Source organism: Lentzea roselyniae, from assembly GCF_039537795.1.
GTDB classification, from domain to species: Bacteria; Actinomycetota; Actinomycetes; order Mycobacteriales; family Pseudonocardiaceae; genus Lentzea; species Lentzea atacamensis.
In genome coordinates, this window is sequence record NZ_BAABBE010000011.1 from 108,198 (window position 1) to 131,163 (window position 22,966).

General features: G+C 68.8%; 23 protein-coding genes. 15 read left to right on the forward strand and 8 right to left on the reverse strand.

Annotated elements, in window-relative coordinates; genetic code table 11:
* Positions 1-12 precede the first annotated feature (12 nt).
* Genes ABFX45_RS21065 through ABFX45_RS21085 form a run of 5 tightly spaced genes read left to right on the forward strand, consistent with a single transcriptional unit; the run spans position 13 to position 5,501 of the window.
* A complete protein-coding gene (locus ABFX45_RS21065; RefSeq protein WP_346131744.1) occupies positions 13-546 on the forward strand; it encodes a (2Fe-2S)-binding protein in 534 nt (177 codons plus the stop codon).
* On the forward strand, positions 543-2,966 hold the full coding sequence (locus ABFX45_RS21070) for a xanthine dehydrogenase family protein molybdopterin-binding subunit (RefSeq protein WP_346131745.1): 2,424 nt from the start codon (positions 543-545) through the stop codon (positions 2,964-2,966). Before ABFX45_RS21065 ends, ABFX45_RS21070 begins: the two co-directional genes overlap by 4 nt.
* Positions 2,963-3,787 carry an FAD binding domain-containing protein gene (locus ABFX45_RS21075; protein WP_109631591.1) on the forward strand — a complete coding sequence of 275 codons (825 nt, stop codon included), beginning with the start codon at positions 2,963-2,965 and terminating at the stop codon, positions 3,785-3,787. The genes ABFX45_RS21070 and ABFX45_RS21075 overlap by 4 nt, the downstream gene beginning before the upstream one ends.
* Complete coding sequence (locus tag ABFX45_RS21080) at positions 3,784-4,380, forward strand: SRPBCC family protein (RefSeq protein WP_109631594.1); 597 nt, start codon at positions 3,784-3,786, stop codon at positions 4,378-4,380. Before ABFX45_RS21075 ends, ABFX45_RS21080 begins: the two co-directional genes overlap by 4 nt.
* A gap of 23 nt (positions 4,381-4,403) precedes the next feature.
* Positions 4,404-5,501 (forward strand): CapA family protein, encoded by a 1,098-nt coding sequence (locus ABFX45_RS21085; RefSeq protein WP_109633117.1) that lies wholly within the window; start codon positions 4,404-4,406, stop codon positions 5,499-5,501.
* Here ABFX45_RS21085 and ABFX45_RS21090 read toward each other — a convergent pair.
* From ABFX45_RS21090 to ABFX45_RS21105, 4 genes are read right to left on the reverse strand one after another with little or no spacing between them, the layout of a single operon-like run.
* Positions 5,455-6,417, reverse strand: a complete 963-nt coding sequence (locus tag ABFX45_RS21090; protein WP_346131746.1) for an o-succinylbenzoate synthase — start codon at positions 6,415-6,417, stop codon at positions 5,455-5,457. The two genes, ABFX45_RS21085 and ABFX45_RS21090, sit on opposite strands and share 47 nt — an antisense overlap.
* 9 nt (positions 6,418-6,426) lie before the next feature.
* Entirely contained in the window at positions 6,427-6,936 is a 510-nt protein-coding gene (locus ABFX45_RS21095; protein WP_109631601.1) for a GerMN domain-containing protein, read from the reverse strand.
* Positions 6,933-8,306: an ATP-binding protein gene (locus tag ABFX45_RS21100; protein ID WP_109631604.1), complete on the reverse strand. Its 1,374-nt coding sequence runs from the start codon at positions 8,304-8,306 to the stop codon at positions 6,933-6,935. Before ABFX45_RS21100 ends, ABFX45_RS21095 begins: the two co-directional genes overlap by 4 nt.
* The gene (locus ABFX45_RS21105; protein ID WP_109631608.1) at positions 8,303-8,983 is read right to left on the reverse strand and encodes a response regulator transcription factor; all 681 of its coding nucleotides are present in this window, start codon (positions 8,981-8,983) and stop codon (positions 8,303-8,305) included. The genes ABFX45_RS21100 and ABFX45_RS21105 overlap by 4 nt, the downstream gene beginning before the upstream one ends.
* A 129-nt stretch (positions 8,984-9,112) precedes the next feature.
* On the opposite strand from ABFX45_RS21105, the gene ABFX45_RS21110 reads away from it, so the two are divergent.
* Positions 9,113-10,624, forward strand: coding sequence for a trypsin-like serine protease (locus ABFX45_RS21110; RefSeq protein ID WP_346131747.1), 1,512 nt, complete (start codon positions 9,113-9,115; stop codon positions 10,622-10,624).
* Here ABFX45_RS21110 and ABFX45_RS21115 read toward each other — a convergent pair.
* From ABFX45_RS21115 to ABFX45_RS21125, 3 genes are all read right to left on the reverse strand, one after another.
* Positions 10,542-10,769, reverse strand: a complete 228-nt coding sequence (locus ABFX45_RS21115) for an ABC transporter permease family protein (protein WP_146231399.1) — start codon at positions 10,767-10,769, stop codon at positions 10,542-10,544. The genes ABFX45_RS21110 and ABFX45_RS21115 overlap by 83 nt on opposite strands.
* A gap of 160 nt (positions 10,770-10,929) precedes the next feature.
* On the reverse strand, positions 10,930-11,358 hold the full coding sequence (locus ABFX45_RS21120; RefSeq protein WP_109631614.1) for a hypothetical protein: 429 nt from the start codon (positions 11,356-11,358) through the stop codon (positions 10,930-10,932).
* Positions 11,355-12,995, reverse strand: coding sequence for a DNA repair helicase XPB (locus tag ABFX45_RS21125; protein ID WP_346131748.1), 1,641 nt, complete (start codon positions 12,993-12,995; stop codon positions 11,355-11,357). The genes ABFX45_RS21120 and ABFX45_RS21125 overlap by 4 nt, the downstream gene beginning before the upstream one ends.
* A 109-nt stretch (positions 12,996-13,104) precedes the next feature.
* Here ABFX45_RS21125 and ABFX45_RS21130 point away from each other — a divergent pair, with 109 nt between their 5' ends.
* From ABFX45_RS21130 to ABFX45_RS21150, 5 genes are all read left to right on the forward strand, one after another.
* Positions 13,105-13,686, forward strand: a complete 582-nt coding sequence (locus ABFX45_RS21130; protein WP_109631621.1) for an LppU/SCO3897 family protein — start codon at positions 13,105-13,107, stop codon at positions 13,684-13,686.
* A gap of 69 nt (positions 13,687-13,755) precedes the next feature.
* Positions 13,756-14,238, forward strand: coding sequence for an LppU/SCO3897 family protein (locus tag ABFX45_RS21135; protein WP_346131749.1), 483 nt, complete (start codon positions 13,756-13,758; stop codon positions 14,236-14,238).
* Positions 14,239-14,293: 55 nt separating this feature from the next.
* Positions 14,294-14,809, forward strand: a complete 516-nt coding sequence (locus ABFX45_RS21140) for an LppU/SCO3897 family protein (RefSeq protein WP_109631627.1) — start codon at positions 14,294-14,296, stop codon at positions 14,807-14,809.
* A gap of 117 nt (positions 14,810-14,926) precedes the next feature.
* Positions 14,927-15,478 (forward strand): LppU/SCO3897 family protein, encoded by a 552-nt coding sequence (locus ABFX45_RS21145; protein ID WP_346131750.1) that lies wholly within the window; start codon positions 14,927-14,929, stop codon positions 15,476-15,478.
* A gap of 95 nt (positions 15,479-15,573) precedes the next feature.
* Positions 15,574-16,323: an LppU/SCO3897 family protein gene (locus ABFX45_RS21150; protein WP_346131751.1), complete on the forward strand. Its 750-nt coding sequence runs from the start codon at positions 15,574-15,576 to the stop codon at positions 16,321-16,323.
* 47 nt (positions 16,324-16,370) lie between these two features.
* Here the strand turns inward: ABFX45_RS21150 and ABFX45_RS21155 are convergent, their stop codons facing one another.
* The gene (locus ABFX45_RS21155; RefSeq protein ID WP_346131752.1) at positions 16,371-17,348 is read right to left on the reverse strand and encodes an ABC transporter substrate-binding protein; all 978 of its coding nucleotides are present in this window, start codon (positions 17,346-17,348) and stop codon (positions 16,371-16,373) included.
* Between the two features lie 414 nt (positions 17,349-17,762).
* Between ABFX45_RS21155 and ABFX45_RS21160 the strand changes: the two genes are divergently transcribed.
* From ABFX45_RS21160 to ABFX45_RS21175, 4 genes are read left to right on the forward strand one after another with little or no spacing between them, the layout of a single operon-like run.
* Positions 17,763-21,155, forward strand: coding sequence for a sensor histidine kinase (locus ABFX45_RS21160; RefSeq protein ID WP_346131753.1), 3,393 nt, complete (start codon positions 17,763-17,765; stop codon positions 21,153-21,155).
* Positions 21,152-21,571 carry a roadblock/LC7 domain-containing protein gene (locus tag ABFX45_RS21165; protein WP_030470879.1) on the forward strand — a complete coding sequence of 140 codons (420 nt, stop codon included), beginning with the start codon at positions 21,152-21,154 and terminating at the stop codon, positions 21,569-21,571. The genes ABFX45_RS21160 and ABFX45_RS21165 overlap by 4 nt, the downstream gene beginning before the upstream one ends.
* A gap of 30 nt (positions 21,572-21,601) precedes the next feature.
* Positions 21,602-22,351: a DUF742 domain-containing protein gene (locus tag ABFX45_RS21170; RefSeq protein WP_346131754.1), complete on the forward strand. Its 750-nt coding sequence runs from the start codon at positions 21,602-21,604 to the stop codon at positions 22,349-22,351.
* The gene (locus tag ABFX45_RS21175) at positions 22,332-22,937 is read left to right on the forward strand and encodes a GTP-binding protein (RefSeq protein ID WP_030470877.1); all 606 of its coding nucleotides are present in this window, start codon (positions 22,332-22,334) and stop codon (positions 22,935-22,937) included. The genes ABFX45_RS21170 and ABFX45_RS21175 overlap by 20 nt, the downstream gene beginning before the upstream one ends.
* The last annotated feature ends 29 nt before the right edge of the window (positions 22,938-22,966 follow it).

Here is a 22,966-nt window from a genome sequence, read left to right on the forward strand (position 1 = left end):
CTGGGAGGGTTCATGAAGATCTCGGTCAACGTCGACGGAGTGACTTACGCCGACGAGGTCGAACCCCGGCTGCTCCTCGTCCACTACCTGCGTGAGCGGCTGGGCAAGACCGGCACGGTCGTCGGCTGCGACACCGGCAACTGCGGGGCCTGCACGGTGCACCTCGACGGTCACAGCATCAAGTCGTGCCAGATGTTCGCCGTGCAGGCGAACGGGCACGAGATCACCACGATCGAAGGCCTCGCCCGCGACGGCAGGCTGCACCCGGTGCAGGAGGCGTTCCGCAACAACCACGCGCTCCAGTGCGGCTTCTGCACGCCCGGCATGATCATGCAGGCGATCGACCTGCTCGCCGACGAGTCGGATCCCGACGACGAGACCGTGCGGAAAGGACTGGAGGGCAACCTCTGCCGCTGCACGGGCTACCAGAACATCGTCCGCGCGGTCCAGGACGCCGCACACCGGATGCGTCCTGGCGCCGGTCCGAAGATGGAACAGCACAGCGATGAGCACGTGACCTCCAAACAACCGGTAGGTGGCGAATGACCGCCACCGCAGAACCGGAAGTCGGCAAGCCCCGGCTCCGCAAGGAAGACGCCCGCCTCATCACCGGTCAGACCAGGTGGACCGACAACATCCAGCTGACCGGCATGCTCCACATGGCAGTGCTGCGCAGCCCCGTCGCGCACGCCCGCATCCGCAACATCGACTGCAGCCGCGCCACCGCGATGCCCGGTGTGGCACTGGTGCTCACCGGTGAGGACTTCGCCGCCGAACAGGGCTCGCTGCCCTGCGCGTGGCCGATCACCGCGGACATGAAGTCGCCGCCGGCGCCCGCGATGGCCGTGGACCAGGTCAACTTCGCCGGCGAGGCCGTCGCGCTGGTGATCGCCGACAACGCGTATCGCGCCGCCGACGCGCTGGCCGCGATCGACGTCGACTACGACGAGCTGCCGGTCGTGCTCGACCTGGCGGAGGCCGTCGAGGACCACGACCTGGTGCACCCGGATCTCGGCACGAACAAGTGCGCCACCTGGGTTTACGACTCCGCGGAAGCGGGGAGCGGCACCAACGTCGAGGACGAGATCGCCAACGCCGAGGTCGTGCTGGAGCGGACGTTCCGGCAGCAGCGGCTGATCCCGTCGTTCATGGAACCGCGATCCGTCGTCGTGGACCCCAGCGCCGACATGTTCACCATCTGGTCCGCCACGCAGATCCCGCACATCCTGCGCTGGATGCTCTCGGCCGTCACGGACATCGCCGAGCACAAGATCCGCGTGATCGCCCCGGACGTCGGCGGCGGGTTCGGCGGCAAGCTCCAGGTCACCCCGGAAGAGGTGCTCTGCCTGCTGGCTGCGCGCAGGATGGGCCGTCCGGTGAAGTGGACCGAGACGCGCACCGAGTCGATGATGTCCGCGCACCACGGCCGCGACCAGATCCAGAAGATCACGCTGTCCGCCCGCCGCGATGGCACGGTCACCGGCCTGAAGGTCGAGCTGCTCGCCGACATGGGCGCGTACCTGCGGCTGGTCACGCCGGGCATCCCGATCCTCGGTGCGTTCATGTTCAACGCGATCTACAAGTTCGCGGCCTACCGGTTCGTGTGCACCAACGTGTTCACGAACAAGGTGCCCACGGACGCCTATCGCGGCGCGGGACGGCCGGAGGCCACGTTCGCGATCGAGCGGATGATGGACGAGCTCGCGGTCGAGCTGGGCATGGACCCGATGAAGATCCGCGAGATGAACTGGATCAAGCACGAGGAGTTCCCGTTCACCACGGTCGCCGGCATGACCTACGACTCCGGCAACTACGAGGCCGCGACCGCTCGTGCGATGGAGCTGTTCGGGTACGAGGAGCTGCGCGAGGAGCAGGAACGGCGGCGCGCTGACGGTTCCGCGGTGCAGCTCGGCATCGGAATCTCCACCTACACCGAGATGTGCGGCCTCGCGCCGTCCAGGGTGCTGGGCGCTTTGCGTTATGCCGCGGGCGGTTGGGAGACCGCGTCGATCCGCATGCTGCCCACCGGCAAGGTCGAGGTGATCACCGGAACCTCGCCGCACGGGCAGGGACACGAGACGGTGTGGTCGCAGATCGTCGCCGACCGGCTCGGTGTCCCGTTCGAGGACGTCGAGGTGCTGCACGGCGACACGGCCTCGTCGCACAAGGGCATGGACAGCTACGGCTCGCGCTCGTTGTCCGTCGGTGGCACGGCTTTGGTGCACGCGGCGGACAAGGTGCTCGCCAAGGCGCGCAAGCTGGCCGCGCACATGATGGAGTGCGACGAGGCGGACGTGGAGTTCGCTTCCGGGTCCTTCTCCGTACGTGGCACGTCGACCGCGCGCACGTTGGGCGATGTCGTGCTGGCCGCGCACGTGGCGCACGACCTGCCCGAGGGCATGGAACCCGGCATGGACGCCGATGCCACGTTCGACCCGGACAACTTCTCGTTCCCGCACGGAACCCACTTGTGCGCAACGGAAGTCGACACCGAGACCGGCATGGTCAAGATCCGGTCCTACGTGGCGGTCGACGACGTCGGCACCGTGGTGAACCCGTTGATCGTCGATGGTCAGGTGCACGGCGGACTGGCCCAAGGCATCGCGCAGGCGTTGTTCGAGGAGGCCATTCACGACGAGACGGGCACGCTGACGACGGCCACATTCGCGGATTACCTGGTGCCATCGGCGGCCGATCTGCCGTCGTTCATCACGACCCGCACTTCGACGCCGGCGACGACGAACCCGTTGGGCGTCAAGGGAGTCGGCGAGGCGGGCACGATCGCCTCGACACCCGCGGTGGTGAACAGCGTCCTGGACGCCGTGCGGCACCTGGGCGTGCGCGACATCGAGATGCCGCTGTCGCCGGAACGCGTCTGGACGGCGCTGCAGGGCGGGTCCGCGGACGCGTCCACGCCGGCCGCCGGCGGGCTCGGCTCCATCGATGCGCGAGGAGGGCAGCAATGATCCCGGCGGAGTTCAAGTACCTCTGTCCGTCCACTGTGGATGAAGCGGTGCGGATGCTTGCCGAGGAGGGTGAGGACGCCAAGATCATCGCGGGCGGGCAGTCGCTCGTGCCGGTGCTGCGCATGCGGCTGGCGGCGCCCACGGCGTTGATCGACATCAGCGGGCTGACCGAGCTGACGGGCGTGCACGACGACGGCGACTCGTTGCTCATCGGTGCCATGACCACGCACTACGAGGTGCAGCGCGACCACCTGATCCACGACCACGCGTTGCTCCTGAAGCTGGCCACGGACACGGTCGCCGATCCGCAGGTCCGTCACCGCGGCACGTTCGGCGGCTCGCTGTGCCACGCGGACCCGGCGGGTGACCTGCTCGCACCTGCCCTTGCCCTGGACGCGGTGATGATCATCGCCGGTCCGGACGGCCGTCGTGAGGTGCCCGCCTCCGAGTTCTTCGCAGGCTACTTCGAGACGGCGGTGGCTCCCGGCGAGATCCTGACCGACGTCCGGGTGCCGAAGTACACGGGCTGGGGCGCGCACTACGAGAAGCTCAACCGGGTGGCGCAGGCGTGGTCGATCGTCGCTGTCGCGGCGGCGGTGCAGGTGCGCGGCGGCACGATTGCCGCTGCTCGGGTCGGCCTGACGAACGTCGGTGCCGGACCGGTGCGTGCTGTCGACGTGGAATCCGCCCTGGTCGGCCAGCCGGCCACCGCCGAGGCGATCTCGGAGGCGGCTCTGCGGGCGTCGGCGGGCGACGGTTACAAGGACAACCTGGCTCGGGTGCTGACCGGGCGTGCGCTGACGGCGGCGGTAGCGGGATGAAGCTGACGCACTCGTTCGTGTCGCCTGCCCCGGCCGAGGAGGTCTGGGAGGCGTTGATCGACCCGGAACGCGTGGCCCCGTGCTTGCCGGGTGCCTCGCTGACCTCGGTCGACGGCAAGACGTTCAGCGGGGAGGTGAAGGTCAGGCTCGGCCCGGTGCAGCTGCTGTACCGGGGCAGCGGCGAGTTCGTGGAGATCGACCCGGTGCTGCGCCGCGCCGTTCTGAAAGCCGCGGGCAAGGACACCCGCGGCAACGGCACCGCCTCCGCCGTGGTGACGTTCCAGGTCGGCGAATCGGTCGAGATCGAAACCGAGCTGGCCGTCACCGGCCGTCCCGCCCAACTCGGTCGCGGCCTGATTTCCGAGGTCAGCGGCAAGCTCGTCGACCAGTTCGCGGAATGCCTGGCGAGCACGCTGGGTTCAGTGGATCCTGACGAGGTGGCGCAACAGCAGCATCTCCGAGTGGTCCCCGACGAGCCGATCGACCTGATCGACACCGCAGGCGTACCGGTACTGAAGCGCGTGCTGCCCGTCGCGGCCGCCGTGCTGGCGGTCGTGCTGTTCGTGGTCCTGCGACGCAGGCGGCAGCGCTGAGGCGTGTGGTCCGGTGGCCGGCCTTGGCGCTGGCCACCGGTTTTGCGCTGTCCGCGTGCACGGGCTCGCCGGTGGTCATCACCTCCGCACCGCTCACGCCCTCCTCGCCGACCTCGTCCGGCCCGCCACCGCCGCGGTCGTTCACGCTGACCGCGGGCGGCGACATCCTGATCCACCCCGCGCTGACCGACCAGGCAGTGGCCGACGGCGGTGCGGCAGGACGCGACTTCCTGCCGTTGTTCTCGGGCATCAAGGACACGTTGAAGGCCGACCTGTCGCTGTGCCACCTCGAGGTGCCGCTGGGGAAGAAGGAGGGGCCGTTCTTCGGCTATCCCTCGTTCCTCGCGCCGCCCGAGGTGGCGAAAGGCCTGGTCGACGTGGGTTACGACTCGTGCTCCACCGCCTCGAACCACACGCTCGACCGCGGTGTCTCGGCGATCCAGACGACGCTGGACGCGATGGACGCCGTCGGCCTGAAGCACACCGGCTCGTTCCGCACGCCTGAGGAAGCCGCCGCGCCGCTGATCCTCGACGCGGGCGGGGTGAAGGTGGCCCAGCTGTCGTTCACCTACGGCTTCAACGGCATCCCGCTGCCCCAGCCGTGGCGCGCGAACCAGATCAACGCTCAGAAGATCCTGGCCGACGCCCGCAAGGCGCGTGAGGCGGGCGCCGAGGTCGTCGTCCTGTCGGTGCAGTGGGGCAACGAGTACCAGCACGCGGCGACCGAGGAGCAGAAGGCGCTCGCTCGCCAGCTGCTCGCTGATCCGGCGCTGGACCTGATCATCGGCACGCACGTCCACGTGGTGCAGCCGTTCGAGAAGATCGGCAAGAAGTGGGTCGCGTACGGGCTCGGGAACGAGGTGGCCCGGCACGCCGAGCCGCGTGGCGTCACCGAGGAGGGGGTGATCGCGCGGTTCAAGTTCGAGCAGGGGCCTGAGGGGTGGAACGTGGTCGAGGCGTCCTACACACCGACGCTGGTCGAGCTGGGGCCGCCGATCCGGCTGGTGGATCTGACGCGGGTGCCTGCCACCGAGCGCCGGACTCAGGCGATCACCAGGACCGAGGGCATCGTGTTCAGCCTGGGAGCGAACGGCCAGGGCTTGACGAGGGGGAAGCCGTGAGCTTGGCCAGCACCCGCTCGTAACGCTCGGTCCAGGCCTGGTCGGCGCTCTCGAACTCCGCGACCCGGTCGGGCACGGGGGCCTTCGTGAGCACCGGTAGATACCCGTCGACCGGCACGAGCGAGTCACTCGTGACGTCGCCCTCGAACAACGACAGCGTCGCGAGGCCGCACGCGTGGTCGAGCTCCGGGAGTGCCGCGGCCAACGCGATCCCGGCCGCCATCCCGACCGACGTCTCCAGAGCCGACGACACCACGCACGGCAGCCCGCACGCCTCAGCGACCTCGAGTGCCTTCCGGACGCCGCCGAGTGGCGCCACCTTGATCACCGCGATGTCCGCGGCACCGGACACGGCCACCCTGAGCGGGTCCTCGGCCTTGCGGATGGACTCGTCCGCGGCGATCGGCACACCCACCTTCCGGCGGACCGCAGCCAGTTCCCCCAGCGTGTGACACGGCTGTTCCACGTACTGGAGCCCGCCCGCGGCCCTGTCCATGGCTTTGATCGCGGCGACGGCCGTGTCGACGTCCCACATCATGTTGGCGTCGACCCGCACGAACCCACCCGGCCCGAGCGCATCCCGCACCGCCTCAAGCCGTGCGCAGTCGTCCGCGAGCGTGGACTCGGCGACCTTGACCTTGGCGGTCGAGCAACCCGACCTGCTGACGATCTCGTGCGCCTTCCCGGGGCTGACGACCGGCACCGTGCAGTTGACCGGGACGTGGTCGCGAACAGGCGCCGGCCAGCCCTCGTTCGCGGCTTCGAGAGCGCAGGCCAGCCACGGCATGGACTCGTCGTCGTCGTACTCCTCGAACGGGCAGAACTCGCCCCACCCGGCCGGTCCCTCGAACAGCAGACCCGTGCGCTGCGTGATGCCGCGGAACCGGGAGCGCAGCGGTATGGAGTAGACGTGCACGACGCCGATTCAAGCGCACTTCTGGGACTCCAGCGAATGGCCGCCACCCCGCAGGTTCACGGTGCCGACGGCCTGGATGCCGAGCAACGTGCACACGATCTGCTGGACCGCGGTCCTGCTGAGCAGCGAGACGTCGGTGGACAGGTTGACGTCGAGGCCGCCTGCCACGCGGTCGACCGTCGCGGGTGCGGCGTCGAACGGGACCTCGGTGCTGAAGCCGCGGCTCTGTTCGGCGTTGGTGGGTCCCTGGGCGAGCAGGGCGACGACGTCGTACCCGCTCAGGCTGCCCTGCGGGCGGTTGACCGCGACGACCTTGCCCGCGGCCACCCAGTAGAGCGCGGGCGAGGTGTTCTCGACGGGACCGCTCGGCGCTTCGAGGCCGGGGATCGGGTCGGTCGGCCGGATGCCGCAGCCGGAGACGACGAGGAGAACGGCGACCGCAAGCTGACGCAGGGGTCCCCTCCAGGGGGTCCCCCTGTTTTCATTCTCCCAGGCAGCACCGACATCTTTCGTCGTCACCGCTCACCCTCCAGCGGCAGCCGCAGCGTGAACAACGCGCCGCCACCAGGCCGGTTCGCCGCGATCAGCGTGCCGCCGTGCAGCCGCGCGTTCTCCCACGCGATCGCCAGCCCGAGCCCGGACCCCTCCGACCGCCCGCGCGCCGAATCGGCCTTGTAGAACCGCGCGAACACGTGCGGCAACACGTCCTCCGGCAGCCCCGGCCCGGAGTCCGCGACCTCGATCACCAGCGACGACTCCACCACCGACAGCCGCACCGACACCGGCGGCGCTCCGTGCCGCAGGGCGTTCCCGACCAGGTTCGCCACGATCACGTCCAGCCGGCGCGGATCCAGCCGCGCCCGCACCCCGGAAGGCAGCGTCGCCGTCACCTCGAACCCGCGCATCCGCAGCGTCCGCGACACCACCTCGGCCACGTCGACGTCGTCCAGCGCCAGCGCCGCCGTCCCCGAGTCGAACCGCGTCACCTCGATCAGGTCGTTGACCAGCCGGGTGAGGTTCTGCGTCTCGCGGTTCACCAGCCGGGCCGCCTGGCCCGCGACGCCCGGCAGTGCGGCCGTCTCGGCGTCCAGCACGTCGGTCACCGCGGTCATCGCGGCCAGCGGCGTGCGCAGCTCGTGCGACACGTCGGCCACGAACCGCCGCGCGTCGGCCTCCATCCGCCGCAGCTCACCGACGTGGTGTTCCAGCGAGGCGGCCGTGCTGTTGAACGTCGTGGCCACCGACGCCAGCTCGTCCCTTCCCCGCACCGGCACCCGCGCGGTCAGGTCGCCCTGACCGAGCCGCCACGCCGCCATCCTCAGGTCCCTGACCGGCCGCAGCACCCCGCGTGCCGCCAGGAACCCCATCGCCAGCGCCAGCACCAGCCCCGCGCCGCCGATCAGCCACGCGTTGCGCGCGAGTTCGCCGACGACCTGGATCTCAGAGGTGAACGGCCGCAGCACGTACACCTCGATACCGGACGACCCACCGCCGGAGACCCGCATCTGCATGCCCACGACGAGCCACACGCCGCCCCCGTACGGCACCCGTTGCCAGCCCACCCGCCCGGCCGACACCAGGGACCGCAGTTCGGGGGTGATCACCGAAGAGTCCATCGAGCCCGCGGAGACACCGTTGGCTTGAGCGAGGGCCGACCCCTCACGCCCGGAGACCTTCCCGGCGATGCGTTCCAGCGCCAGAGCGTCGGGTGGCCGGGCGGGCAGCGGGTACAGCTGCTCGATCCGGGTCGTGGTCTCGATGACCGCGTTGTCCTGGGCGCGCTGCACGATCGCGTCGCGCGCCCGCACGTAGCCGGCGCCCGCCACCGCCACCGCGGTCACGACGCTCAGGAAGGCGAAAGCGAGCAGCAGCCGCAGACGCAGCGTCACAGCGGCCCGAAGCGGTAGCCGAAGCCGCGCACGGTCTGGACGTAGAGCGGCGCCGCCGGGTCGTCCTCGATCTTCGACCGCAGCCGCTGCACGCACGCGTCGACCAGCCGCGAGTCGCCGAGGTAACCCTGGTCCCACACCGACTCCAGCAGCTGCTGCCGCGACATCACCCGGCCCGGCGACGACGACAGCTCCAGCAGCAACCGCAGCTCCGTCGGCGCCAGCGACACCGGCCGGCCGAGCCGCGTCACCACGAGCCCTTCGCGGTCGATCGTCAGGTCGCCGTAGCGTTCGGCCACGACCTCGGGTGCCGTCACGGACGACCGCCGCAGCACGGCGCGGATCCGGGCCTCCAGCACGCGTGCCTGCGCGGGCTTGGCCACGTAGTCGTCGGCGCCGGCCTCAAGACCAGCCACCACGTCGATGTCGTCGTTGCGCGCGGTCAGCATGATGATCGGCAGATCGCCGGACGCGCGGATACGCCGGCACACCTCGAACCCGTCCACGCCGGGCAGCATCAGATCGAGCACCACGACGTCGGGTGCGACGCTCATCAGCAGTTCGAGACCCTCCTCGCCCGTGCGCACCGCGTCCACGGTGTGTCCCTGGTAGGTCAGGGCGAGCGACAGGCCCTCCCGGACCGCCTCGTCGTCCTCGATCAGCAGTACGCGCGGCATGACCTCCAGCTTTCCCGACGGGTCTCATGAGGACGTCCTTGCCGCGTCATCGTTGCGTAACGGACGTCCGTGCGCAGTTGTTGCCCAGCCATCACCCAGCGCGCACACGGGACCGAAACCCTCTGTGGCATGCGAAGAGTGCTACTGATGATGAGCATCGCGGCCATCGCGATGATCACCACCGTCACCCCTGCGTCCGCCATTCGCGGCGGCGTCGAAGCCACAGCGCCCTACCCGTTCTCCGGCTCGCTGCAGCGGCCCGACTCACCGCGCGAGGACGGCCACACCTGCGGCGTCACCCTCGTCGCGCCGAGCTGGGCCGTCACCGCGGGGCACTGCACCAGGAACAACCCCAGCCTCGCCCAGGTCGGCAGGCCGAAGGACTGGACGGTCCGGCTCGGCACGACGGACGCGGGCAGCGGCGGCGAGGTGATCGAGGTCGAGCGGTTCATCACCTACGCGCAGTACCCGGTCCAGGACGGCGACATCGGGTTGCTGAAGCTGAAGAGGCCCGCGAAGACCGCGCCCGTCACGCTGCCTTCTGCCAGGCCGGCGGAAGGCACGCCGACGCGGATCCTCGGCTGGGGCATGACGTGCGACCGCCGCGCGCCCGAGTGCTACCCGAAGAAGCTGCGTGAGGCGGACACCGTGATCCAGCCCGCGCAGGCCTGCGACGGCATGCACGTCGATCGTGAGCTCTGCATCGGAGCGCTGGACGGCAGTGTCGCCGCCACGAACATGGACTCCGGTGGCCCCGCACTCGTCCGCGACGGCGACCGCTGGGTGATCGCCGGGCTGGTGAGCGGGTCGGGCGGTGACGACCGGCCGGTCATGTACACCGACGTCCACCACTTCAAGGGCTGGATCGACGACGTCGTCACCGGCAGGGTCAACCCGCCCGACACCCCGGTGCCGAACCTCGAAGGCGCCGCGTCACTGGCCGGTTTCTGCTCCGCGTCCGTGGTCAGGACCGATCACACGAGGCTCGGCGACCCGGCGCTCCTGCTGACCAACGGCCACTGCGTCCCGGAACGCCCGGCTCCAGGTCAGACGCTGAAGGACGTCGCGATCGAGATCCCGGTGACCATCGGCGACCGCCAGGGCTACATCCAGGCCAAGGCGAAGACGACCACCCTCGTCCGCGCGACCATGTCCGGCACCGACACCGCGCTGTACCGGCTCGACCGGACCTACGCCCAGCTCTACGCGAAGGGCGTGAAGATCTTCAGGCTCGCGGACCGGTCGGCGCGTCCTGGCGAGAAGGTCGACATCATCTCGTCGGGCAACGGCAACCGCTTCAAGTGCACGATCGAAGCCGTCGTCCCGCATCTGCGCGAAGAGGGCTACACGCAGGACAACGCCTACCGCTACGACCCCGCGTGCAAGCCGTTGCACGGCGGTTCGGGCTCGCCGTTGGTGCTGCGCGACGGCGTCACGGTCGTCGGCGTGCACAGCACCGGCAACGACAACGGTGAGCAGTGCACGGCCGACAACCCCTGCGAGGTCGCGGCGGACGGCACGGTGACTGTGCGCCAGGGTGCCCGCTACGGCCAGCAGGTCAAGCACCTGGTCGCTTGCGCGCGAACGCAGAAGCCTGGTCGACCACAACCACGAGAAGAAGCACCACGAGGATGTGCGTGACCATCTCGTCGAACCGGAACAGGTTGATCAGAAAGCCGATCCCGCCCGCACCGACCAGCCGGTAGAGCAGAAGTCCGGCGAGAGAAGGCATGACGGTCGGGAGCACCACGTGCAGCGCGATCTGCGGGCCGGACGAACCGGTCACCCGCAACGCATAGCGCGGCCGCGGTCGCTCCCGTCCACCGCCTCAGCCCACAGCTCGCCAACACCCGGTGTCGTGGAACACCAGCGCCAGCACGCCCGCGGAGGAACTGGGCTCGGTCCGGCACACGCACCTGCCGCCCGGCGTCGCCGAGATCCCGGCCCTACTCCAGGGCGGCGGTGTGGCGTAGCTGCTCCGGCGTCGGGTCGGCGACCAGCACGTTCAACGCCGCCGCGAACCGGTCGAACCGCCGGTCGAACTCGGCCAGCTCGCGCGACGGCTCGGCCACCAGCGCCGCCCGCCCCGCCTTGGGCACCGCGGTCGCCAGCGCGTCCCTCAACGGCTGAGCCCGGCGCAGCGCCACGAGCAGCGTCCAGAGCCGCTGCTCCACCAGGGCCACCTGCACCGGATCACCGGTCACCCGCAGGAAGTCCTCCCGCACGGCCGTGGCGCGCCGGCGTTGCGCGGGGCAGGTGAAGTCGGTCGACCGGACCACCTGCGTGTCCGGTGCCGACCGGGCCAGCGACTCCTCCGACCGGAACCGGCGCACCGGCACGGTCCCCGCCGGGTCCCACATCCACCAGAAGGTCATCCGACCAGGTCGTCCGCGTCGACGATCTTGTACGCGTAGCCCTGCTCGGCCAGGAACCGCTGGCGGTGAGCGGCGTACTCGGTGTCGAGCGTGTCGCGGGCGACGACCGAGTAGAAGTGCGCCTGCCTGCCGTCGCCCTTGGGCCGCAGGATCCGGCCGAGGCGCTGGGCCTCCTCCTGCCGCGACCCGAACGTGCCCGACACCTGGACGGCGACCGAGGCCTCCGGCAGGTCGATGGAGAAGTTGGCGACCTTCGACACCACGAGCGTGCGCAGCTCTCCCCTGCGGAACTTGTCGAACAGTTCCTCGCGCTCCTTGTTCTTCGTCGATCCCTTGATCACCGGTGCGTCCAGCTCCTCACCCAGCTCGTCGAGCTGGTCCAGGTAAGCACCGATCACCAGGGCAGGCTCGTCCGGATGCTGGTCGAGCACCCGCCGGACCACCGGGATCTTCGTCCTGGCGGTCGAGCAGAGCTTGTAGCGCTCCTCGGGCTCGGCTGTCGCGTACTGCAGCCGCTCGTTGTCCGTGAGGGTCACGCGGACCTCGGTGCACTCGGCGGGAGCGATCCACCCCTGCGCCTCGATGTCGCGCCACGGCACGTCGTACCGCTTCGGCCCGATCAACGAGAAGACGTCGCCTTCCTGCCCGTCCTCGCGCACCAGGGTCGCGGTCAGCCCGAGGCGGCGACGCGACTGCAGGTCGGCGGTCATCCGGAACACCGGTGCCGGCAGCAGGTGGACCTCGTCGTAGACGATCAGGCCCCAGTCGCGCGAGTCGAACAGCTCCAGGTGCTTGTACTCGCCCTTCGACTTGCGGGTGATCACCTGGTACGTCGCGATCGTGACCGGCCGGATCTCCTTGCGCTCACCCGAGTACTCGCCGATCTCCTCCTCGGTGAGCGACGTCCGTGCGATCAGCTCGCGCTTCCACTGCCGCCCGGCCACGGTGTTCGTGACCAGGATCAGCGTGGTCGCCTGCGCCTCCGCCATCGCCGCCGCGCCGACCAGCGTCTTGCCCGCGCCGCACGGCAGCACGACGACGCCGGAGCCGCCCGCCCAGAACGCCTGGGCCGCGAGCCGCTGGTAGTCGCGCAGCTTCCAGCCGTTCTCGTCCAGCTCGATCGGGTGCGCCTCGCCGTCGACGTACCCGGCGTGGTCCTCGGCCGGCCAGCCGACCTTGAGCAGCAGCTGCTTGAGCCGCCCGCGCTCGCTCGGATGCACGACGACCGTGTCGTCGTCGATCCGCGCACCGAACATCGGGGCGATCTTCTTGTTCCGCAGGACCTCTTCGAGCACCGCGCGGTCGTTCGTGCTGAGCACCAGCCCGTGCGCCGGGTTGTTGCTCAGCACCAGCCGCCCGAACCGGCTCATCGTGTCGACCACGTCGACCAGCAACGGCTGCGGCACCGGGTAGCGGCTGAACCGCACCAGCGCGTCCACCACCTGCTCGGCGTCGTGGCCTGCCGCGCGGGCGTTCCACAAGGCCAGCGGCGTCACGCGATACGTGTGCACGTGCTCGGGCGCGCGCTCCAGCTCGGCGAACGGCGCGATGGAGGTGCGCGCGTCGTCGGCGAGCGGGTGGTCGACCTCGAGCAGCAGCGTTTTGTCCGACTGGACGATCAGTGGGCCATCGGTCACGCGTACAAGTCTCCCTGACGACGCCAAATACGTTCGACCTGCGTCAACTGGCGACGACAAGTGTGAGGCGACACACGCAGCCAACACGACGTGTCGTACTTTCTCGGCCATGAGCACCGAGTCGACTGATCCCGTCGAGCCACCGGCCACGGTGGCACCGGCTCCCGTGGAGACCGAGACCGACGAGTCGCCCAAGAAGAACAACTGGCTGAAGTTCGTCATCGTCGGCGTGCTGGCGGTGGTCCTGGTCGGCGGTGGTGTCTGGGCGTTCACGGCGCTCAACAGCACCAAGGTCGGCGACTGCGTCAGCGCGTCGCCGAAGGACGTCGACAAACCCGACGGCGACTGGAACCTCGCGTCGAAGAGCTGCGGCGACACGAACGCCACGCACCGGGTTGCCAAGGTGCTGAACAGCGCCGACGACTCGTGCCCAGAGGGCATCTACGAGATGATCAAGGCCGACGGCGACACGATGTGCCTGATGCCGAACCTCGCGGAGGGCAACTGCTACACGTCCCGTGACGACGGCGCCTTCGTGAAGGAGAACTGCACGACCGAGTCGCCGGTGAAGATCGTGAAGAAGGTCGACGGCCTGCCCGAGGAGGGCACGGTGTGTCCGGAGGGTTCGAGCGAGCTGCGGTTCAGCGAGCCGGCCTCGGTCTACTGCATGGGTGTGCACGAGGGGAGTTGATCCCCTCCTGCAGTCCTGATCGGGTGAACTCGGTTGAGTTGATCACCGCCCGGCGCCGATACCCAGGCCATGAAGAAGGCCGGCCTGGGTATCGCCGTTGTCCTCGCGCTCGTTCTGCTCGGCGGCTTCGTGCTGAACCAGCTCGGCGACGTGGCGAAGGCGGCTCGGGTGGGCGACTGCGCGCGCATCTCCGGCTCGGCCGACAACCCGAAGTACCAGGCGCTCGACTGCGCCTCGGAGCAGGCCACCGTCAAGATCGCCAAGATCCTGCAGTGGAACGAGGACAAGTGCCCGACCGGTGGCATGGACTACTCGACGTACACGGGTGAGTCCACGCTCTGCCTCATGCCGAACTTCGTCGAGGGCGCCTGCTACGGCCAGGACCCAGACAGCGGCATCACCAAGGTCGACTGCTCCACGAAGGACTCGGTGAAGGTCGGCAAGGTGCTGAGCGGCAAGGCCGACCGCGCCGCCTGCGGAGACGCGCGTGCGGCGGTCTTCCCGGAACCCGCCGTCACCTTCTGCCTGGAGCGCGGCGACCGCCAGCAGTGATCTTCGGGTAAAGCGCGCCGCTCGCGTCCGTCCACGTGGGAGCCTCTGCGGCGTGATGAACGAGGAGGCCGCGCCCGAGGCGAGCCCGTGGAAGCAGATCCTCACCTACTCGGCCACGCTTCTCGTCGCCGCCGTCGTGATCTACGGGATCTCCGAGTTCCTGACCCCGGTCCAGCCGCCGAAGCAGGGCGACTGCGCCCATCTCACGGGCCACACCGGCCAGGGCCGCTACCACGCCGTCGACTGCTCGGAGTCCAGCGCGAACTACATGGCCGCGAGCACCGTGGCCACGTCGCAGGCCTGCCCCAACAGCGAGGACCTGAGCTGGGTGCCCGTGCGGGCAATGGATCCGGAGATCCGGTTCTGCCTCGTCCCGCTCTACGCCGAGGGCGAGTGCTACCCGGGCGCGCAGCCGGCCTACGACATCGAGGTCGTCGACTGCGGTGACCAGAACGCCTTCAAGGTCACGAGGGTCAGCAGGGACGTGCCGGCGCCGTCGTGCGCGGCCGGTGAACAGACCAGGAAATACCCCGAGGTCAAGCTGACGTACTGCCTCCGCCGGAGCCGGTGACGAACCGGCCGTAACGTTTCCGCAAAGCGCGAGCGGATCCCATCCCCGCATGGCAACCTCTCCTCCGGCCGTTGTCGGGGGGCATGGGCCACTTGGGGTAATCGGAAGCAGGAATCAATGAGCACTGAGCCAGTCGCGCCCGCACCTGCCCAGGAGCAGGCACCCGCGCCCAAGAAGGCGAGCATCGGGAAGCGCGTCCTGACCTACATCGTCGGCCTGATCGTCGTCGGTGCGGGTATCTACGCGTTCAACTACTTCACCAGCGATGTCGCCCAGGCCAAGGTCGGCGACTGCGCGAGCGTGACCGGGACGACGAGCAGCCCGCAGTACAAGGCCGTCGACTGCGCGTCCGCCGAGGCGACCTACACCATCGGCAAGTCCCTGGCTCTCAACGAGAGCTGTGGCAACGACTCCTACTCGGAGCTCACCCAGAGCGCGCGCCGCGGTCCCAAGACCAAGCTGTGCATCGCTCCGGTGTACGCCGAGGGCAAGTGCTACAGCGACTCGACGACCGCCATGGACGTCAAGGCCGTCGAGTGCTCGGGCGGCAAGGTGTTCAAGGTGAGCAAGGTCGTCAAGGACGCCGCCGCGCCGCAGTGTGCCGAGGGCGAGCAGGCGCTGACGTATCCCGAGCTGAAGCTGAACTACTGCGTCGGTCTTCCCGCGTAACAGACCTGCGCGAGTGTTCGACCTAGTGGAACCGGAGTCGTGGCATGCGGCTCCGGTTTCGTTGTTCTTCGCTTGACCCATCGGAGAGGAAACCAGTGACCACCCCCAACTACCCGCAGCAGCCAGGGCCCTACGGTCCGCCTCCCGGTGGCCAGCCGCAGCAGCCCTACGGTCAGCCGCAGCCGTACACGCCGCCGATGGGTCAGCCGAATCCGTACGGCCCGCCTCCCGGCCAGATGCCGCCGGGCCAGCCCATGGGCCAGCCGATGCCGTACGGCCCGCCGCCGCCCAAGAAAAGCGCCGCCGGCAAGATCATCGGTTCGATCGTCGCGTTCGTGCTGGTCGCGGGCGGTGTCATCCTCGTGAAGTCGCTCATCAGCGGTGGCCTCGGCAGCATCACCGAGCCGTCGGCCAAGGCGGGTGACTGCGCGAGCGTCACGGGCACCACGATCAGCCCGAAGTACAAGAAGGTCGACTGCACCTCGCCCGAGGCGAACTACTTCATCGCCAAGGCCATGAACAGCACCTCCGAAGCCTGCCCGAGCGAGGACTACGCCGAGTACACCGAGTCCGGCCGGCGCCGCTCCTCGTTGAAGCTCTGCCTGGTCGAGAAGCTCGAAGAGGGCAAGTGCTACGAGGAAGAGCTCGTGAAGATGAACATGGAGGGCATGAAGGTCGTCGACTGCTCGAAGGGCGGCAACGAGTTCGCCGTCCAGAAGGTCTTCAAGGTCGAAAAGGTGGTCAAGGCGGCGACCGCGGAATGCAGTGGGGTCGCCAAGCCCATCTCGTACACCGAGCCCGCGCCGGGAATCACCTACTGCGTGAGTGCGGCGGGCGGGAACTGAAAAGGCGGGCCGCCGAAACGGCCCGCCTTTTTCATGTCCAGTAGCAACTAATTCGTCGTGCCCGGCGGCAAAAGCTGCTGCACGTCCAGACGACCGGACAGCACGTCCTCGGTGTCCATCATGTCGGCGACCCGCTGGAGCCGGATCGGGTTCAGCGACAGCGGGAACGTTCCCACGGACACGAGCGCCGCGGTGGGCTGGTCGACGTCCGCGTAGCTGGTCAGCGAGTCCTGCACGGCGAGCTTGTTGGCCTGCGCGCGCTGCTGGGCCTGGCGCAGCACGTCCCGGAAGACCTTGAGGGTCTTCGGGTTCGCCTCGGCGAACTTCTTCGACGACGCGTAGCCGGACATTGGGAAGTCCAGTGTCGGGCCGCGCGCGGTGTCGGTGAGGATCTTCGCGCCGATGTTGCGCTGCGACTTCGTGATGAAGGGCTCGATCATGAACGCCGCGTCGACCTGGCCGGCCTTCAGCGCGTTCTCCATCTCGGCGAACGGCATCGACCGGAACTTGATGCGCTGCTTCTCGACCGCGGCGGTGTCCAGCACGGCACGCGTGGTCAGCGCGCCGATGTCGGTCTCGCTGTTCACCGCGATGGTCGGCGCCGCCTTCTTGCCGGGGTCGTCGTAGTCCGACCCGGCATTCGTGACCAGAGCCATCGAGTTCGGACCCGCTTGGTAGGCCTCGCCCTGGAGCTGGAGTTCGGTGCCTTCGGCGACCGAGCGGAAGAGGCTGACGTGAGTGGCCCACGTGATGTCGAGCGTGGTGTCCAGCTGCTTGATGGCCTCGGCCTCGCTGGGCTGGGTGACCAGGCTGACCTGCAGACCGGCCTTCTCGAACAGCTTCTCGTTCAGCGCGATCCGCAGCGGGGCCACGTCGACGACAGGCAGCACGCCGATGCGCAGGGTGTTGCGTTCCACGTCCGATGCGCCGTTGTTCGACGAACTTCCGAACAGGCTGCAGCTCGCGGTCAGAACGCACGTGATGAGCACTGCGGCAAGCCGCAGAGCTTTGGCTCGGGTAGCCATGGCACCTCTCGCCGGTAGGCCTTGAGTAGCATCAAATGATCAGTGAGTGTCGCCACAGACCAGGTCGTCCGCAGCCCCAACTGGGCGTTCGGACGGACATGAGGCATGCCGACGACCGGGGATGTTAACCACCTGAACGTATGAAAGGACACCCCGTCTCGATACGGTGAGTGCTTCTGGAGACTTCCCCCGAGGAGGGGGTGGCCATTACGCTCCCCGCCGGGTGGCACAGGTCGCAGTAGACCGACGTGTCTTCAGAACGAGGTAGGGCGCCTCACCGGGCGAACGACCTCTGTGCTGCAATTCGGCCCGTTTGACGAGTCCATGCTCGGTCCTGGGGAGAGACCGGGACACTGCTGCTGGAAGAGGAAGCCCAGAGTGGCCCGACGTGAGAGAGGTCCCAGCCAGTTTGGCGTGGGTGACACCACACGCTCCGAAAGGCCCGAATCGGGTGACGGACTGGCTGCGCTGGGTAACGGCACCGTGACGGCGACACCGGACGTGGTGAAGGCCGACACCGGAGCCGGCCCCGGATCAGGACCTGCCCGATCCGCGGGGTGGCGGCTGCGCAACTGGCGGTTGCGCACGAAGCTGCTCGCCGTTCTGCTCATCCCGACGGTCTGTGCGCTCGCCCTGGGTGGTCTGCGGGTGCGCAGTGACCTCCAGGCAGCGACGGAGTTCAACAACCTCGCGAACCAGATCCGCCTGGAAACAGCCGTCGCGGACCTGGTGCAGCAGCTGCAGCGCGAACGAGACCTGTCGGTCAGCTACGTCGCGTCGAACAAGAAGGTCGACCGCGTCGTCCTCGAGCGCCAGCTGCGCCGCGTCAACGACACCAGCGAGGCGTTCAGCAACAAGATCGCCGAGCTCAGCTCCGACCTGAACCCGGCTGCCGTCGAGCGCTTCCAGGTCGCGTTCAACCAGCTCAACCGTCTGAACAGCCTCCGCAACTCGGTGCGCGACACGCAGTATCCCGCCGAGGCGGTCCAGCGCACCTACTCGGAGTCCATCGAGACGCTCATCGGCCTCGGTGAGCAGACGATCTCCGAGATCAACGACCCCGAGCTGGTGCGACTGCACCTGACGACGAACGCCATCGCGCGCATCAAGGAGCAGGAGTCGCTCAAGCGGGCGATTCTCCTCGACGTCTTCCAGCGCAAGGCGTTCACGCCGTCCCAGCTGCGTGCCCTGCAGGCGGCGGACGCCGAGCTCGAAGCGGCCCGCAACGACTTCCGCAAGTCCGCGACGCCGGAACAGGCCAAGATCTACGACGACACCGTCACCGGCCTCATCGTCGACACCGCGAACGACATGCAGGAATCGGCGATCAACCAGCAGGCCGCCACCGGCAAGAAGGACTTCAGCCAGCTGACGTCCGAGAAGTGGGACATCGCCGCCACGCTGACGGTCAACCTGACCCGCGACGTCGAGAACCTGCTGGTCGAGCAGCTGCAGAACCAGACGGACGTGGCCGCCGGCGATGCCCGCCGCAGTGCCTACATCCAGTCCGGCATCGTGCTCGCGGTCCTCGCGCTCGCCTTGCTCATGGCGCTGTTCGTCGCCCGCTCGATCCTCAACCCGCTGCGCACGCTGCGCCGCGCCGCTCTGGACGTGGCCGACCACGGTCTGCCGGACGCGGTCGAGCGCATCCTCGCGGACCCGAACCCGGAGGACGCGGCCAAGACCGCCGTCGAGCCGGTGCCGGTGCACACGCGTGAAGAGGTCGGTCAGGTGGCGCGCGCGTTCGACGCGGTGCACGGTGAAGCGGTGCGACTGGCCGCCCAGCAGGCCCTCCTGCGTGACAACGTCAACGCGATGTTCGTCAACCTGTCGCGCCGTTCGCAGGCGCTGGTCGAACGCCAGCTGAACCTGATCGACCGGCTGGAGCAGGACGAGCAGGACCCGGACCAGCTGGCCTCGCTGTTCGAGCTGGACCACCTCGCGACCCGCATGCGCCGCAACTCGGAGAACCTGCTGGTTCTCTCGGGCACGGACCTCTCGCGGCGCCTGACCCGGCCCGTCCCGGCCGCCGAGGTCCTCGGCGCCGCGGTCTCCGAGGTCGAGCAGTACGCCCGCGTGCAGGTCGGCCAGACCCCGGACCTCACCGTCCAGGGCCGCGCGGTCAACGACCTCGTGCACCTCATCGCCGAGCTGCTGGACAACGCCACGGCGTTCTCCGACCCGGTCACCAAGGTCACCGTTCGCACGGCCAGGACCCGCAAGGGCGAGCTGGCGATCGAGATCCAGGACCGCGGCGTGGGCATGGGCGACCAGGAGATTCTCGACGCCAACGAGCGTCTGGCCGACCCGCCGGACGTCGACGTCGCGGTCTCCCGCCGAATGGGCCTGTACGTGGTCGCGCGGCTCGCCAAGCGCCACGACATCAAGGTCCGCCTGCGCGGCAACGAGGACATCGAGGGCGGCACGACGGCACTGGTGATCGTGCCGGAGACGCTCATCGCGACGCCTGGCTCCGCTCCGTCGACCCCGCCGTCCGGTTCCGGTATCGCGGGCGCGTTCGGCATGCAGCCGCCCTCGGCGCCCTCAGCGTCCGAGCACACCACCGAGATCGGCACCACGGCCACCAGGGCCAGCGGTATCGCGGGTGCCTTCGGCGGTGCCACCGGCTCCGTGCCGAGGATCGACGAGTCGAGCCCGAGCATCCCGGTCAGCTTCGTCCCGAGCGCGCTCACCGACACCGGTGCGGGCGCGACGGCGGTGCCCGTCTACAGCGAGACGCCGATCGAGGACTCGACGCCGTCCGAGCGCTGGCGGCGCGACCAGCTGGCGGCCGTGGAGCCCGAGGGCTCCTTCGGCGAGCCGACCCTCTTCACGGCCTACGAGGACCGTCAGGAGGAAGAAGGGGAGATCTCCTTCGAGCCCGGCTACGAGACCACCCAGTTCGTACCCATCCCTCCGATCGACGACGAACCGGCCTCGAGCAACGGCGTGTCGCGCGCCTCGGTCGACCAGGGCCACGTCGAGCTGGGCATGGCTCACCGCAACGGCACCTCGGAAGCCTCGCGCAAGCAGATCGAGCACGATCTGGACGCCCCGACGGAGCGCCTGCCGATCTACGAGGCGGTCCTGTCGCAGTGGTTCCAGGCCGTCGGCAGCGAGACGTCCGCCTCCGCGGCTCAGCCGGTCCCCGCGGCCGCTGAGAACGACGCTCCCGCCGAAACCAACGGACGCGTCGAGCCCACTCCCGGCAGCGTCGACAAGGGCGAGAAGGGCGCGGTCGAGTACATCGACGAGCCGCCCACGACCCCTCCGTTGTCGGACGGGCCGGAGCCGGAGCTCCCGACCCGTACCCGCAAGCCTGTCCCGGCGGTGGCACCCACCACCACGTCGGCCGCTGGTCTTCCCGTGCGCAAGCCGCGCGCGAAGGTCCAGCCGGCGGTCGAGGAAGAAGTGATCGCACCCGCCGAGCAGGAGCGAGTTGTGGAACCGGAGCCCGTTGTGGAGGAGACTCCAGCGGCGGCACCCACTTCCGAGTCGGCTTGGCAATCGCCTGCCGACGAGGGATGGCAGGCGGCTCAGGCGTTGTTGAACAAGACGCCGGAGTCGAAGACAGCGGCAGGATTGCCGAAACGGACACCAAAGGCTCAACTCGTGCCAGGATCTGCAGCACCCAAGCCGCAGGCCGTGACACAAACAGCGCAGCGGCCCCCGCTGCCGCCCCGCTCCGCTGACGCGGTGCGCGGACGGATGTCGAGCCTTCAGAGCGGTGTCCGGCGAGGCCGGCACGCATTGATCGAGGCATACGCTGGTGACCAGTCGAGCCGGCAGAACGAGGAGCAGGAGTGACGACCGCAGCGCAGCCAGGCAGCTTTGGTTGGCTTATCACCGACTTCGTGCGGAGGGTGCCCGGCGTGGCACATTCCGTCGTGGTGTCCGCGGACGGGCTGTTGCTCGCGGGGTCCCAGGGCCTGCCCCGGGACCGTGCAGAGCAGCTCTCCGCCGTCGCGTCCGGGCTGGTCAGCCTCACACAGGGTGCTGCCCGCTGCTTCGAGGCAGGCGGGGTCAACCAGACCGTCGTCGAGATGGAGCGGGGTTACCTGTTCCTCATGTCGATCAGCGACGGCTCGTGCCTCGCTGTCCTCGCGGCACCAAACTGTGACATCGGTCTGGTGGCCTACGAGATGACGCTTTTGGTGGAGAGAGTCGGTCAACAACTCACCCCTGAGCTGCGCGCGCAGCTTCAGGGTGTGGTCCGTCGCTAGACCTCACTTGAAGTTCAGGGGTGAGAAGAGATGGCTGGAAGATCTGGCGCTAGAGGCCGAGGCTTCGGTAGGAACTTCAACTACCAGGAGTGGGCCGCTGGTGGGTTCCAGTTCGACGAGCCTGATGCGATACCCCAAGAACCAGAGGAAGCCGAGGACGCACCCCACGATGAGCGGGTTACAGGGCAAGGGCTAGGCGATATGTCTCAGCGTGAGGTGGATGACTCGTCGTCGTATCCGTACGACGACGTGCCGAACCGGTTCGACATAGACGGCGGGTACGGCACCGGGTTGTTCGGTGGCCCCGGTGCGGACCTCTTCGGCCAGCACGAGATGCCGGACGCGGTGCCGGAGCAACTGCCGTACACCACCGGGCCGCAGCCGGTGTACAGCACCGGCGCGCAGCCTGCTGTGCGTCCGGAGGAAACTTCTTCTGCGGACTCGGGTTCACTGGTGCGGCCGTACACGCGCACCGGTGGACGCACACGACCCGACTACGACCTGGCGATCGAGGCGTTGATCTCAACCAGCGAGCGTGGCCTCGAACGGGACGCCGCGGTGCTTCCCGAGCACAGGTCGATCTGCGGGCTGTGTGTGGACACGCGGTCGGTGGCCGAGGTCGCGGCACTCCTACGCTTGCCTCTTGGCGTCGTGCGGGTGTTGATCGGCGACATGGCAAGCATGGGATTGGTTTTGATTCACCAGGGCGGTCTGGTCGTGGGGGACCGGCCTTCCATGGAATTCCTGGAGAGGGTGCTCAGTGGGCTTCGCAGGCTCTAGTCCCCAGGGCGCCGAGGGCGCACGGAAGCCGACGACGTCTGCCAAGATCGTGGTGGCGGGTGGCTTCGGTGTGGGCAAGACGACGTTCGTCGGCTCGGTGTCCGAGATCGTCCCGTTGACCACCGAGGCGGTGATGACCGAGGCCAGCGCGGGGGTGGACGACCTCTCCGCCACGCCGAACAAGGTCACCACGACGGTCGCGATGGACTTCGGCCGCGTGTCGCTCGACAGCGACCTGATCCTGTACCTCTTCGGTACACCGGGTCAGCACCGGTTCTGGTTCATGTGGGACGACCTCGTGCGTGGTGCCATCGGCGCCATCGTGCTGGTCGACACCCGCCGCCTGGCCGACGCGTTCGCCTCGATCGACTTCTTCGACGACCGGCAGCTGCCGTACGTCGTCGGCGTCAACTGCTTCGACGGCCTCCTCCACCACAGGCTGGAGGACGTGCGTGAGGCGTTGACGATCGACGAGTCCGTGCCGATCGTGACGTGCGACGCGCGCAACCGGCAGTCGACGAAGCAGACGCTCATCACACTGGTCGAGCACGCCATGCGCCAGTGGATGTCCGTCCGCGCCGGCTGATCTCCCTCACCGGGACAACTGCAGAGACG

Excerpts from the sequence above, each read along its gene's own strand:
- ABFX45_RS21065 (WP_346131744.1), top strand. The coding sequence starts at position 13 with ATGAAGATCTCGGTCAACGTCGACGGAGTGACTTACGCCGACGAGGTC.
- ABFX45_RS21070 (WP_346131745.1), top strand. The coding sequence starts at position 543 with ATGACCGCCACCGCAGAACCGGAAGTCGGCAAGCCCCGGCTCCGCAAG.
- ABFX45_RS21075 (WP_109631591.1), top strand. The coding sequence starts at position 2,963 with ATGATCCCGGCGGAGTTCAAGTACCTCTGTCCGTCCACTGTGGATGAA.
- ABFX45_RS21080 (WP_109631594.1), top strand. The coding sequence starts at position 3,784 with ATGAAGCTGACGCACTCGTTCGTGTCGCCTGCCCCGGCCGAGGAGGTC.
- ABFX45_RS21105 (WP_109631608.1), bottom strand. The coding sequence starts at position 8,983 with ATGCCGCGCGTACTGCTGATCGAGGACGACGAGGCGGTCCGGGAGGGC.
- ABFX45_RS21110 (WP_346131747.1), top strand. The coding sequence starts at position 9,113 with ATGCGAAGAGTGCTACTGATGATGAGCATCGCGGCCATCGCGATGATC.
- ABFX45_RS21120 (WP_109631614.1), bottom strand. The coding sequence starts at position 11,358 with ATGACCTTCTGGTGGATGTGGGACCCGGCGGGGACCGTGCCGGTGCGC.
- ABFX45_RS21130 (WP_109631621.1), top strand. The coding sequence starts at position 13,105 with ATGAGCACCGAGTCGACTGATCCCGTCGAGCCACCGGCCACGGTGGCA.
- ABFX45_RS21135 (WP_346131749.1), top strand. The coding sequence starts at position 13,756 with ATGAAGAAGGCCGGCCTGGGTATCGCCGTTGTCCTCGCGCTCGTTCTG.
- ABFX45_RS21140 (WP_109631627.1), top strand. The coding sequence starts at position 14,294 with ATGAACGAGGAGGCCGCGCCCGAGGCGAGCCCGTGGAAGCAGATCCTC.
- ABFX45_RS21145 (WP_346131750.1), top strand. The coding sequence starts at position 14,927 with ATGAGCACTGAGCCAGTCGCGCCCGCACCTGCCCAGGAGCAGGCACCC.
- ABFX45_RS21155 (WP_346131752.1), bottom strand. The coding sequence starts at position 17,348 with ATGGCTACCCGAGCCAAAGCTCTGCGGCTTGCCGCAGTGCTCATCACG.
- ABFX45_RS21170 (WP_346131754.1), top strand. The coding sequence starts at position 21,602 with ATGGCTGGAAGATCTGGCGCTAGAGGCCGAGGCTTCGGTAGGAACTTC.